The following is a 12,908-nucleotide window of genomic DNA, read 5'->3' as shown; positions in this document are numbered from 1 at the left end:
TATTAGCCAGTTTAGCATGATACAAAAGAGAAAAATAATTCTAATAATAACCTTTTTTTGTGTTTTAAAACTAACACTTCATTTAATTGCAGACAGTAATTCTGGCTTTCAAAGTGACTAATTGTTGCATATTGAAACGGGAAAACACTTGGCTTTTGGATATATGGAATTTCCGCCGCTGATAGGTTTGCTGTCATTTATCCAAAATCAATTTCATTCGCAATCCGTATTTGTGCATCATATCTTTTCGCACATTGCTTCATTATTAATTTTAATACTTATCGCACTTACAACAGTTAAACTGGGCGGTAAGTCAAAAGCGGTTTTTATTGTACTACTTTGCATTTTAACCGCACCAGCTTTCGGACGTGGACATCAATTATTTCAACCTGTAGTCTTTATACATTTGTTTTGGCTTTTTTCATTCTATCAATTGGTACGATATGTTACAACCCTCGACAAAAAATATTTACTTTATCTAACAATAGGTGTTGGTTTTGGTTTCCTGACAAAATATGATATCCTTTTCTTCATTGCAGGACTTACTGGTTTACTATTGTTTAAACGGACACGATCAGCAATTTTGCAAAAAGACAGTTGGAAATATATTATTTTATTTCTTGTACTGATAGCCCCAAACATTTTATGGCAATACAACCACGGATTTCCAGTATTTGACATGTTTTTACGTCTTTATGAAACTCAATTAGACAAACTTACTATTGTAGGAGTTCTTGAAAGTATAATTATATCCTTAAATCCAGTAACATTAATTTTCTGGTTGGGAGGATTGTTTTATTTGTTTAGCGTCAAAAATAATTTTATTTATCGCCCAATTGCACTAACAATTGTCATGAGTATAACATTGTTAGCGCTTACCAAAAGCAAAGCATATTATTTTTATCCCACAATGATTACGTTGATAATTTTTGGGGGTATCTGGTTTGAACAAAAAATCCTTTCAAGACGGCAATGGATTTTATATCCCGCAACTGCTCTTCTTGTTTTATCGGGCATTGTTTTGATACCATTTGGATTAGCCGTTCTACCACTGAATACATTTATAAAATTTGCGGGAATTGAAAAGAAAGACAATCGTTACGCAATTGAATATAAAGAATATTATTCCAAAACACAGTGGGACAAAACTATGAACGGCCTAAAAACCGTTTATGATAGCCTCCCAATGAACGAGAGAAAGGATTGCTTGATTTGGGGTAAACATTATAGCCAAGCAGGAGGAGTAAATCTTTTTAGGGATAATTACAAAATGCCAAAAGCATTTTCATACCACGGGAGCTTTTACCTTTGGACACCAGAAAAAGGCGAATTACCTAAAACAGTTATAGCGTTTTCAAACGGAGAGGCTGGAATTGACTTTTTTCAATCCTTCTTTAATTCGGTTGTGGCGGTAAAGCGAATTTATAATCCGTATGCCGATGACGAGAAAGATTTGTGGCAAACGATATACATTTGCAAATTACCAAAACTGAATTTTGAACAGTTGCGATCTGAATTTAAAACAAGGATTTTCGAATAAATACTCAAATAAAAACGGCAGGAAAAAGAGAAGGTATCGTTGCATTGCAAGCGATATAATGGTGGATTCAATTAATAAATACGAATTTCTAGCCATCGTCTAATAATTGTAAATATACTTCATTTGGAGAATCAGATTGATGCCTTAAACAACTCACTTTTAAAAGTAATTAAAGTTATAAATTACTTATCTACAATTACTTGATCTAAATTTTAAACTCCTTTAGTTTGTTTAAATATTTTTTTTTACATTAAATAAAATGTTATTAATTATATTTGATAACAATTAGAAAAAAGTTTTTCACGGATTAGTGTCAGTAAAAATAATTTTTAAATCCGGTAAGATGAACTTATGAATATTATTATTCTCGTTATAATTCTTTAAAACTAAAAAAATGGACAATCCTACTATTTTAAATTTGAAGGTAAGTAAAAAAGTATTTAATTTATTATTGTTATTTATCATTCCGATGGTGCTTTTAGCATGTTCAAAGGATTCTGAAACAGCTGAAACACCTGATCCGCCTGCTGCAAATGTTCCGCCACCCATTTTATCTGAGGAAAGAGTATTGCTCAACAACATCGCTGCTCCATGGGGTTTTACGTTTATCAACAGCAATGAAGTGCTTTTTACTGAAAAGCAAGGTAAAGTATTTCGATACAATATTTCTACAAATACACTTACTGAAATAACAGGTATACCAATTATTTCACAAAATGGACAAGGAGGTTTGCTTGACATTGCCTTGCATCCCAATTTTAGTAGTAACGATTTTGTTTATCTTACCTACGCCGTGGCTGCAACTGGCGGACAAACCACAGCATTAGGTAGAGGAAGACTTGTTGGTAACCAACTTCAAAATTTCACAGAATTATTTAGAGCATTACCAGTACGAAACGATGGCCAGCATTTTGGTAGTCGCATAATATTTGATAGAAATAATCTTCTTTATATGTCTGTGGGCGATCGTGGATTACCAGAGAATGCACAAAACAGGAATAACCACTTGGGTAAAGTATTGCGTTTCAATGATGATGGGACTGTGCCCGCAACCAATCCATTGGTTGGAATTCCCAATACACAACCTCAAATTTTTACTTGGGGAAACAGAAATATTCAAGGTATGGCAATGAATCCTGCTACAGGCTTAATCTATGCGCATGAACACGGACCCAGAGGGGGCGATGAACTTAATTTAATAAAGGCGAACACAAATTATGGTTGGCCCGAGGTTACATTTGGGACAAACTACAATGGAACACCCATTACCGCTGATACCACTCGCGTAGGAATGGAATCCCCTCTTACGTATTGGGTCCCATCAATTGCGCCAAGTGGAATGACTTTTATCGTTAAAGGACAACCAAATAATGAAGTAGATATTTTAATTGGAGCTTTAGCAGGTACTCATCTTCATTGGCTGAAACTTAGAGACAATAAAAAAATAGCCTCAACAAGAAGCATGAATGGATACGCACGTTTTCGTGATGTAAGACAAGCACCTGACGGTAAAATTTATGCAATGACTGAATCTCCAAACCGATTTATCTTATTGCGCTAAATTGTCTTTTTTATTGCTTTAACATAGGACAAAAGTTTTAGCCTTACAAAAAAATAAGTAAAAGGTAGATATTATTGCGCAGTCTTACCATTATGGATTCAAAATTATTGCTTAACGTGAATGAGTTAGAAGCGGATTTAACTTTAAACAAAATATTGCGCTTGAAGTATCTCCAATATTTGATAGAATACAAGAAGCTTTTGTGAAATAAAACCCTTAAAAGGCATGGATTTGTTCGGACAAAAAAACACTGAAAACCATGTCATCTAAACTGTTTTTTTTAATGAAATATTATTAAATTGATTTTTTAATATTTTATTTACTTTTCGGAGATAGTTAAAAATATTCATAATATTAAAACATATCAGTAATTATTATTTTTGTAAGTTGTTTTTTGTTTAATAATTTGTTAAAAAAAATAAACAAACTCAAAAAAAAGAATATCTTTGATTGTCTTAATTTAATTTTAACATAAAACTTTAACTATGAAATTAGTAAAAACAATTAGCGCACTCGCATTATTAGGAGTAATAACTACTTCTTGTGGAGAAAAAAAAACAGCTGAGTCAACAGAAATGACTGATTCAACTACTGTAGCAGTTGACACTGTTGCTGCTGCTGAAACTGGAAACATTGTAGATGTAGCTTCTGCAAATGCAGATTTCTCTACTCTTGTAACGGCTGTTAAAGCAGCAAATCTTGTTGAAACTTTGAGCGGAGATGGTCCTTTCACAGTTTTTGCCCCAAACAATGCTGCATTTGATAAACTGGCAAAAAACACACTTGATGATTTATTAAAACCAGAAAATGCAGAGAAACTAAAATCAATTTTAACGTATCATGTTGTTGCTGGAAAATTTGATGCTGCTACAGTGATTGCTGCGATAAATAAAGGTAATGGAAAACATAGCGTTACAACAGTTAATGGAGGTACAATTTCATTGAGTTTGAGCGACGGTAAAGTAATGTTAACTGATGAAAATGCAGGAACTGCCACAGTTATTCTGGCTGATGTAGGTGCTTCAAATGGCCTAATCCACGCAATTGATACAGTAGTTATGCCTAAATCTAAATAAGGTTTTTAACTGATTCAATTTAAAACCGTTACAGTGATGTAACGGTTTTTTTATGAAGAGAATTACCAAATGAGAATAAAATTTACATAGAGTGCTCTGTAACAAAATTATATTGCTATAATCTTAAATTATTATGTTGTGATTTTATTTATTCTTCATCCTTAATGTCTGTAAACAAATGACAGACAGTAAAAAATTCATTTTACAAAACAATGCTATATCAATTTCTTTCTTTTTTTATCGCATGATTATATAACTTCTTCTTCTTCAGTCGCGAATTCCATATGATCTTCCGTTTCTGGAGTAACTTCTGGTTTAGATGCTTTCAAGACATTAAACTTTTCTAACTGTTCTAGTTCTCCTTCTTCTCCTGAAAAATATGGAAATACATCCATTATAGGTGATTCTGAAATTGCAGGAATCGTATAGTCGCCCATCGTGCCTTTCATTACGCTTACTGTATTATCAAAAGCTTCTTTGACGTCATTGGCTTGAACTAATAAATACATATTAGTTTTACGTTCTTTACCGCTTTCTTCATCATACGCAATTAGCGAAACTTTTGACTTGAACCATCGGTCAGCATTTTCAAAAGGATGAATTTCAGCATAATTGGCAATCTTAATATTCGTAATTTTGAACTCCTCGCTAATGTATGCCGACATTTCTTCGGTAATTCTGCTTTCTGCCTCTGTGTAAGACACTGCGTCAACTAGATAGGGTTCAGTCGCTACTTTTTGACCGCCATTCTCATCTGTTTTTTTATATTTTACTTTGCATTCGTACCAAATTGTGCTCATCATTTATTTTTTTAAGGATGTCAAAGATAGATTTTAGACATAAAAAATAGGACTTTTAAAAAAATAGATATTCACAATTTGATATTCGAGCGATTTACTATGAGTTTAGTAACATAAAAATTGACTTTAGAAAAAAAAATCTTTTTAAATTACAAATGCTGCATTTGATTTGGTAAATCTTGCGACAAATAATGGCATAACATAAACTATTATATTCTGTAAATTAATAAAATGTATTATGTTAAATTTATGTTAATTTAATATTAAACAGTTGTTTGAATTAAACAGTTGTTTAGTTTTGGTTTCGATAAAAAATCCATTCCATTGCAAAGTAATTTTACTGATAAACAAATTCAGATTCTTGAGGTCGCTGAAACTCTTTTTGCCGAAAAAGGATTTGACGGTACTTCTGTACGTGTTATCGCAAAAATGGCGAAGATCAATATTGCAATGGTTTCCTATTACTTTGGTTCCAAAGAACGCTTGTTAGAATCGCTGATTATTTACAGAACTTCAGATTTAAAATACCAGCTAGATACTTTACTGCAAGAAGAACTTGAACCTATCGATAAAATAAATAAACTTATTGAGCTTTATATTAATCGAATAAACAGCAATAGAGGTATTTATAGAATTCTACACTTTGAATTCACTTCTAAAAAAAGAGAACAAAACTTACTCGCTTTTTCAGAATTAAAAAAAGGAAATTTAAAATCCCTTGAATCCATTATTGAAGAAGGCCAACGTAAAGGGATTTTTAGAAAAGATGTTATTATTCCGCTCATTACCCCAACAATTTTAGGCACGTTTTTTCATTTTCACATGAATAAAACATTCTTTGAAAATTTATTAAACTTAAAAACCGAAGAACTGTACAACAATTACATTAAAACCAATTTGACAAAGCACATCCAACAAACAATTAAAGCACTTCTAATTTATGAAAGTTAGTCAATTCGTGTTCTACGGGATCTTCTTTATTGGAATTTCATCCGTAAACGCACAAGAAAAAACAAGTTTAACTTTGAACGAAGCCATCAATTTGGCTTGGGCCAAAAGCAATGAAGTTACACTGGCAAATACAAAAGTAAAGACCAAAAAATACGAGTTACAATCCACTAAGAATAATCAATATCCTGATGTAAAACTTTCTGGACAATACCAGCGTCTTGCCAATGCCAATATCAATTTTAAATTAAACCAAAATAATAATGGATCGCAACAAGCAATTCCAGTTGTTGATCAATTGATGATTGGACAGCTAAATGCAAGTCTCCCCATTTTTTCTGGTTTCAAAATAAGAAATAGCATTGTTGTATATGAGAATCTATATCAGGCTGAAATGGCAACATCTTCGCAAACTAAAGAAGAAATAGCGAGTCGCGTAATTGATTATTATGCAAGTTTATATAAAGCACAAAAAACAATTGAACTGCTCAAAGAAAATCAAAAAACGGCACAACAGCGCGTAAAGGATTTTATCGAATTAGAAAAAAACGGAATTATTCCTAGGAATGATTTGTTAAAATCTAAATTACAAACTTCTAAAATTCAGTTATCACTTGATGAGACCAATAATAATTTAAAAATAATTAACTTTTACTTAGTTACGCTTTTAAAATTAGAACCAAATACAAAACTAGAAATTCGAGAAGCAGATTTTGCTGATTTCCAGATGACCAATGTTCCCACAAACGAGCTGCCAGCACTTGAAAATAGAAAGGATTTAGAAGCGATTCGCTTTCAAGGAAAAGCAAGTGAAGCTAATATTAAAATTGCAAAAGGTTCATACTATCCATCGATTGCAATAGTTGGTGGCTACACTGCACTAGATTTGAGTAATGTAATTACGGTTCAAAATGCTATGAATATTGGTGTTGGCATTTCTTATGATTTGAGTGCTATTTTGAAAAACGGAACGTTGGTAAAATTAGCAGAAAGTAAATTTCTTGAAGTACAAAATTCAGAGTTAGTACTGACCGATTACATTAAAATTCAAGTCAAAAAAGCTATTGAAGATTACGATTTAGCTTTAAAGCAAAAAGTAGTTTACAATGAAGCTGCTGAACAGGCTACTGAAAATTATCGGATTGTAAAAGACAAATATGACAACGGACTTTCAGATACTAATGATTTGTTAGAAGCTGATGTAGAACAATTGAGTTCAAAAATTAATACCGCTTTGGCGAAAGCCAATACCATCCAAAAATATTACGAGTTACTCTCCGTAACTGGCCAATTATCACAAACTTTCAACATAGCTCAAAAATAATAGCACCCATGGAAAAGAAAAAAACGAATAAAAAATTTATTATTATCCTAGCGGCGTTAGTAATTTTAGGCGGAACTTATGGAACATATAAATACTTGCATTCTCTATCTCACGAAGAAACAGATGATGCTCAAATAGAAAAAAATATGAACCCAATTATCCCCAGAGTTTCGGGATATGTAGATAAAGTGTATATAAAAGACAATGATTATGTAAAAAAAGGCGATACCCTTTTTACCATTGACAAAAGAGATTATTTATTAAAAATTGAAGAAGCTACAGCTGCATTTGTTGGTGCTGAGGGTAGTTTTGAAGTTTCAAAAGCGGATATTGGAAGTGCTTTAGCGAGCATTTCTGTTTCAGATGCTTATGTTCAATCTGCAGGAGGCAATATAGAATCGGCAAAAATAAGATTAGATCGTGCAACAAATGATTTTAATAGATATGATAATTTGTACAAAAGCCGAACTATCACAAAGCAGCAATATGAACAAGCTTTAGCTACAAAAATGGAAGCCGAAAGTCAAGTTCGCGTTTTACAGCAACAACAAAGAGCGAGTGCGTTCCAAAAATCGGTTATTATTGCTAAATCTAAAGTTTCAAATAAACAAACGGAAGTGGCTGCTGCAAATATTAAACGCGCAAATGCAATGCTAGACGCTGCTAAACTTAACTTGACTTACACCGTTGTAACTGCCGCTATTGATGGTCAAGTTTCTAAAATTGATATTCAACCAGGTCAATTAGTGCAGCCTGGACAATCTTTATTTTACATTATCAATAATGATGAAGCTTGGGTAATTGCTAATTTTAAAGAAACACAATTGAATAAAATGACTATTGGTCAAAAAGTAATAGTAAAAGTAGATGCGTATCCAGGACATGATTTTGAGGGTACAATTACTTCTTTTTCGCCAGCGACAGGATCCCGATTCTCTTTGCTACCTCCTGATAATGCAACAGGAAATTTTGTAAAAACAGTGCAAAGATTACCTGTAAAGATCAGTTTGAATACCACTAATGATCCCGAAAAAATTAAACTACTCAGAGCAGGAATGAATGTTGATGTTGATGTGCAATTAAATTAAAACAAAATTGCACGCATCAAAACTTACAATAAGATATAACCTACTTAAATACTATAGTTCACACTTTACAATAAAATGACACCAACAGGAGACGACGATTTAGTAGAATATGGCTTTAGGAGGGTTATCATTACAATTACAGCTGTGCTTTGTGCGATGCTCGAGATTGTTGATGTCACCATTGTAAATGTAGCTTTGAACAACATGCGAGGTAGTCTTGGCGCTTCACTTACTGATGTGGCTTGGGTAATTACCGCGTACGCAATTGCTAATGTTATCATAATTCCTATGACGAGTTGGTTGTCGCAACAATTTGGGCGTCGGAATTACTTTGCGGCTTCAATTATTATATTTACCATAGCTTCTTTTTTATGTGGCAATGCTGATAATATTTGGGAATTAGTAGCTTTTAGATTCATACAAGGTTTAGGAGGTGGAGCTTTATTAGTAACCGCACAAACTATAATTACAGAAAGTTATCCAGTTGCTAAAAGAGGAATGGCGCAAGCTATTTATGGTATGGGAGTTATTGTAGGACCTACACTTGGACCACCACTTGGAGGTTATATCGTAGATCATTTTTCATGGCCTTATATCTTTTACATCAATATTCCCCTTGGAATTATCGCAACATTATTGACACTTTCTTTTGTCAAAAGTCCAAAATACGGAGAGAAATTAAAAGCCAGTCAGGTCGATTGGATAGGGATTGTACTTCTAACAGCTTTTATTGGTTCTCTACAATACGTTTTAGAACATGGTCAGCAAGATGATTGGTTTAACAACCTCACTATTATTACGTTATCGACAATTTCTGTATTTGGTTTAATCTTATTTATCTGGAGAGAACTAACCTACCAGTATCCAATTGTAAATTTGCGCGTATTAAAAGATACGAATCTTAGAGTTGGAACGATAATGTGCTTCATTTTAGGTTTTGGTTTGTATGGATCAACATTTCTAATTCCTATCTATACGCAGTCAGTTTTAGGTTGGAGCGCGCTCGATGCTGGATTGCTGTTGATCCCAAGTTCTATAACAACTGGTATCATGATGCCATTTATTGGAAAAATGATTCAACGTGGAATTCCTCAAGCCTATATGGTGGCGGTAGGCTTTTTTGTATTTTTTCTATTTACTTTTTGGATGCAGCAAGTCATCACGCCAGATTCTGGTGAAGAACATTTATTTTGGCCTTTAATATTGAGAGGAGTTGGATTAGGATTATTATTCGTTCCTATTACAACACTTTCGCTTTCCACTTTAAAAGGAAAAAGTATAGGCGAAGGAGCTGCTTTTACTGGAATGATGCGACAATTAGGAGGCTCTTTTGGTATAGCAATTATTACTACTTCAATTGCTCGTTTCAATCAAGAACACCGCGTAAATCTAGTTTCAAATCTTAACAAAACTTCTTTTGAGGTGCAACAAACGGTACAACAACTCAAAATGGGGTTCATGTCTAAAGGATTTACCGAAAATGAATCTTTGGCAAAAGCCTATAAAGCTATAGAATACAAAGTTATGATACAAAGCAACGTATTATCATATATGGATATTTTTATCTATCTAGGAACGCTATTTCTAATATGTATTCCATTTATCCTTTTGATAAAAAAAGGTAAAAATAAAATCAATCCTGCCGATGCTATGCATTAGTCGCGTCGTTAGAAGAGACACGATTAATCACGTCTGTAGGATTATCGTGTGAAGACCAAATTATTCTCTTTCGATAAATTGTCGTCAAACTGATAACCATCGTAGTTAAATCCTTTTAAATCGTCGATGGTTTCTGCATTTGTGTCAATGATATAACGCACCATCATTCCTCTGGCTTTTTTAGCAAAAAAACTAATTATTTTTAATTTTCCGTCTTTATAATCCTTAAAGTCCGGCGTAATTATTGGAACTTTTAAAGCCTTTACATCAATTGCTGAAAAGTATTCATTACTTGCTAAGTTGATGAATAATTCATCATCTTTAAGTTCATCATTCAACGATTTTGTGATCGTTGCTTTCCAAAATTCATATAAATTTTTGCTTTCGCCAATAGATAATTTGGTTCCCATTTCAAGGCGATACGCTTGCATTAAATCCAGTGGTTTTAGTAAACCGTACAATCCAGATAGTATGCGCAAGCGCTGTTGTAACATTTCTATTTTTGCAACTGGAATTGTGTAAGCATCTAATCCGGTATAAACATCACCATCAAAAGTGTAGATAGCTGGGCGCGCATTTGCTGTTGTAAATGGTATTTTCCAGTCTTGATTTCGTTGCCAGTTTAAATCAGATAATTTATCTGAAATACTCATCAAGTTTGATAAATCAGCAGGTTTAACCTCTTTTAAGACTTTATGAACTTGTCTAGATTGTTTTAAAAATAGCGACTCTGTATGCAGTTTAGTGGGCAACTCTCTTTCGAATTCTAATGATTTAGCAGGTGATATTACAATTTTCATAGCGGTTGTTCTTTCAGTTCATTTTAAAAATCAATCAAAAATACTAATTGGAATTTGGAAACACGAATAATTTCAATTGATTTGTTAAATAACGTAATAAAAAATCTGAATTTAGAAATCAATATTATTAGCTATTTTTGCCAATAAAGAACCTACAATTTCCAAATAAAATGAATACTATTAAAATAAGTAGAATCACCATAAAAGACTTACTTCTACTACGAAAAATTAGTATTCAAACATTTACTGAAACTTTTACAGCTACTAACAGTGCTGAAAACTTAGCTGCTTATGTTCAAGACAAATTAAATTTAGAGCAACTGACCTTTGAAATATCTAATCCTAATTCGCAGTTTTATATTGCCTACGCAAATGATGAAGCGGTTGGATATATCAAATTGAATTTTGACGACGCTCAAACAGAAAGGATCGCAGGAAACACATTAGAAGTACATCGAATATATGTATCACAAGCTTTTCACGGTAAAAAAATAGGTCAACTTTTACTAGACAAAGCGCTGCAAATAGGAAAAGATTCTGGCGTTGGAAGCATTTGGCTTGGCGTTTGGGAAGAAAATCACAAAGCAATTCAATTTTATACTAAAAATGGTTTTGTGATTTTTGATAAACACGATTTTATGATGGGAAATGACAAACAAACTGACTTGTTGATGAAATTGAACATTTAAAGCCAATCTAATTTCACTACTTTAAATTAACTGAAAAATAGAAATTGATATTCATTTACGCTTTTTTAAAACTGCATTTGGCTTATTTTTGTAACAAACTTTATCAAGACCATGAAACAGGATGTTATTATTGTTGGAGCTGGATTAGCAGGATTATCGGCAGCGGTTTATTTGCATCGTCAAGGACGAAAAGTACTTTTGTTAGAAGCGAGTGATCGGGCGGGCGGAAGAGTTAAAACCGACGCTCAAGACGGATTTCTTTTTGATCGAGGATTCCAAGTGTTGCTAACCGCTTATCCTGAGACACAAGCTTTACTAAATTATAAAGCTTTAAATCTAAAAAAAATGTTGCCAGGTGCAACTGTTCTATATGATGGTGGCCAATTTGAAATTGCAGATCCTTTTAGACGACCATCGGCGGCATTTGCAACTCTTTTTGCTCCCGTTGGAACATTGAAAGATAAAATAAATACTCTTTGGCTAAAAAATAGATTACAGAAATTAAGCATTGAAGAAATATTTGAACAAAAAGAACAAACTACGCAAAATCAACTCAGTGAATATGGTTTCTCTCCAAAAATGATTCAGCGCTTTTATGCACCATTTCTTTCTGGAATATTTCTCGAAAATGAACTAAAAACCTCCCGAAGAATGTTCGATTTTGTGATGAAAATGTTTTCTGACGGCGATGTTGCTATCCCTGAATTAGGAATGGAAGAAATCCCAAAGCAATTAGTAACGATGCTTCCAGAAAACAGTATTTTATGCAATAATAAAGTAACGACAATTGATGGAAATAAAGTCACAACAGCAGACGGAACGGTTTATGAAGCCAATCAAATTCTTTTGGCCACAACCGCAAATAATTTTACACAGCAGTTTGTTCCGAAACAAAAAATGACCTCACAGCAAGTAACAAATATCTATTTTGAAGCAAATGAAGCACCTACTAAAAAAGCCGTAGTTTCATTAAACGCATCCTTAAGTAAAAAGTGGGTTAATAATTTGACTGTAATGACAAATGTTTCAAAGGCTTATGCACCAAAAGGCAAAATTCTAATTTCCGTTTCATACAATGGAGTTCCAGCTATTGATGATGTTGTTTTAGCCGAAAATATGAAGCAAGAACTAATGCGATGGTATGGCGAAAAGGTCAATAATTGGAAAATGCTGAGAGGTTATCGTATTGAATATGCGCTACCAACGCAAGAAAGCGTTAGAAACACTATTGATGCTTCAGAAATAAAAATTTCTGATACACTATTTGTTTGCGGAGATAATTTACTCAATGGGTCAATAAATGCAGCAATGAAAACAGGCCGATTAGCAGCTGAAGCAATGAAAATTTAGTATTCTGACAAAAAGAAAAAGATAACTAAATTTTTAAAAACTATTGAGAACATTAAGAAAATTAAACATTAAA

General features: G+C 33.0%; 11 protein-coding genes. 9 read left to right on the top strand and 2 right to left on the bottom strand.

Going from position 1 to position 12,908, the window contains the following annotated elements; genetic code table 11:
* Positions 1-121 precede the first annotated feature (121 nt).
* The 3 genes from BUB42_RS05775 (at position 122) to BUB42_RS05765 (ending at position 4,177) form a co-directional block, all read left to right on the top strand.
* On the top strand, positions 122-1,540 hold the full coding sequence (locus tag BUB42_RS05775; protein ID WP_073018102.1) for an ArnT family glycosyltransferase: 1,419 nt from the start codon (positions 122-124) through the stop codon (positions 1,538-1,540).
* 394 nt (positions 1,541-1,934) lie between these two features.
* A complete protein-coding gene (locus BUB42_RS05770; protein WP_073018100.1) occupies positions 1,935-3,101 on the top strand; it encodes a PQQ-dependent sugar dehydrogenase in 1,167 nt (388 codons plus the stop codon).
* A gap of 485 nt (positions 3,102-3,586) precedes the next feature.
* Positions 3,587-4,177, top strand: a complete 591-nt coding sequence (locus BUB42_RS05765; protein ID WP_073018098.1) for a fasciclin domain-containing protein — start codon at positions 3,587-3,589, stop codon at positions 4,175-4,177.
* A 248-nt stretch (positions 4,178-4,425) separates the two neighbouring features.
* On the opposite strand, the gene BUB42_RS05760 is transcribed toward BUB42_RS05765, so the two are convergent.
* Positions 4,426-4,977 (bottom strand): DUF4494 domain-containing protein, encoded by a 552-nt coding sequence (locus BUB42_RS05760; RefSeq protein WP_073018234.1) that lies wholly within the window; start codon positions 4,975-4,977, stop codon positions 4,426-4,428.
* Between the two features lie 324 nt (positions 4,978-5,301).
* Between BUB42_RS05760 and BUB42_RS05755 the strand changes: the two genes are divergently transcribed.
* The 4 genes from BUB42_RS05755 to BUB42_RS05740 all read left to right on the top strand — a co-directional run bounded on the left by BUB42_RS05755 (position 5,302) and on the right by BUB42_RS05740 (position 9,996).
* Positions 5,302-5,928, top strand: a complete 627-nt coding sequence (locus BUB42_RS05755) for a TetR/AcrR family transcriptional regulator (RefSeq protein WP_073018233.1) — start codon at positions 5,302-5,304, stop codon at positions 5,926-5,928.
* A complete protein-coding gene (locus BUB42_RS05750) occupies positions 5,918-7,249 on the top strand; it encodes a TolC family protein (RefSeq protein ID WP_073018096.1) in 1,332 nt (443 codons plus the stop codon). Before BUB42_RS05755 ends, BUB42_RS05750 begins: the two co-directional genes overlap by 11 nt.
* An 8-nt stretch (positions 7,250-7,257) precedes the next feature.
* The gene (locus tag BUB42_RS05745) at positions 7,258-8,337 is read left to right on the top strand and encodes an HlyD family secretion protein (protein WP_073018094.1); all 1,080 of its coding nucleotides are present in this window, start codon (positions 7,258-7,260) and stop codon (positions 8,335-8,337) included.
* 75 nt (positions 8,338-8,412) lie between these two features.
* Positions 8,413-9,996 (top strand): DHA2 family efflux MFS transporter permease subunit, encoded by a 1,584-nt coding sequence (locus BUB42_RS05740; protein WP_073018092.1) that lies wholly within the window; start codon positions 8,413-8,415, stop codon positions 9,994-9,996.
* A 41-nt stretch (positions 9,997-10,037) separates the two neighbouring features.
* Here BUB42_RS05740 and yaaA read toward each other — a convergent pair whose 3' ends face one another.
* Positions 10,038-10,796, bottom strand: coding sequence for a peroxide stress protein YaaA (gene yaaA / locus BUB42_RS05735; RefSeq protein ID WP_073018090.1), 759 nt, complete (start codon positions 10,794-10,796; stop codon positions 10,038-10,040).
* Positions 10,797-10,966: 170 nt separating this feature from the next.
* Between yaaA and BUB42_RS05730 the strand changes: the two genes are divergently transcribed.
* Together BUB42_RS05730 and BUB42_RS05725 are read left to right on the top strand one after the other, a co-directional pair.
* Entirely contained in the window at positions 10,967-11,485 is a 519-nt protein-coding gene (locus BUB42_RS05730) for a GNAT family N-acetyltransferase (RefSeq protein ID WP_073018089.1), read from the top strand.
* Positions 11,486-11,560: 75 nt separating this feature from the next.
* Positions 11,561-12,835: an NAD(P)/FAD-dependent oxidoreductase gene (locus BUB42_RS05725; protein ID WP_317614891.1), complete on the top strand. Its 1,275-nt coding sequence runs from the start codon at positions 11,561-11,563 to the stop codon at positions 12,833-12,835.
* Positions 12,836-12,908: the final 73 nt, after the last annotated feature.

The sequence above is a fragment of the Flavobacterium micromati genome (assembly GCF_900129585.1).
In the GTDB taxonomy this organism is placed as follows: Bacteria; Bacteroidota; Bacteroidia; order Flavobacteriales; family Flavobacteriaceae; genus Flavobacterium; species Flavobacterium micromati.
Note: the sequence above shows the minus strand (reverse complement) of the source record. Positions and strands in the feature narration are given on the sequence as shown.

Excerpts from the sequence above, each read along its gene's own strand:
- BUB42_RS05770 (WP_073018100.1), top strand. The coding sequence starts at position 1,935 with ATGGACAATCCTACTATTTTAAATTTGAAGGTAAGTAAAAAAGTATTT.
- BUB42_RS05765 (WP_073018098.1), top strand. The coding sequence starts at position 3,587 with ATGAAATTAGTAAAAACAATTAGCGCACTCGCATTATTAGGAGTAATA.
- BUB42_RS05745 (WP_073018094.1), top strand. The coding sequence starts at position 7,258 with ATGGAAAAGAAAAAAACGAATAAAAAATTTATTATTATCCTAGCGGCG.
- BUB42_RS05750 (WP_073018096.1), top strand. The coding sequence starts at position 5,918 with ATGAAAGTTAGTCAATTCGTGTTCTACGGGATCTTCTTTATTGGAATT.
- BUB42_RS05740 (WP_073018092.1), top strand. The coding sequence starts at position 8,413 with ATGACACCAACAGGAGACGACGATTTAGTAGAATATGGCTTTAGGAGG.
- BUB42_RS05760 (WP_073018234.1), bottom strand. The coding sequence starts at position 4,977 with ATGAGCACAATTTGGTACGAATGCAAAGTAAAATATAAAAAAACAGAT.
- BUB42_RS05730 (WP_073018089.1), top strand. The coding sequence starts at position 10,967 with ATGAATACTATTAAAATAAGTAGAATCACCATAAAAGACTTACTTCTA.
- yaaA (WP_073018090.1), bottom strand. The coding sequence starts at position 10,796 with ATGAAAATTGTAATATCACCTGCTAAATCATTAGAATTCGAAAGAGAG.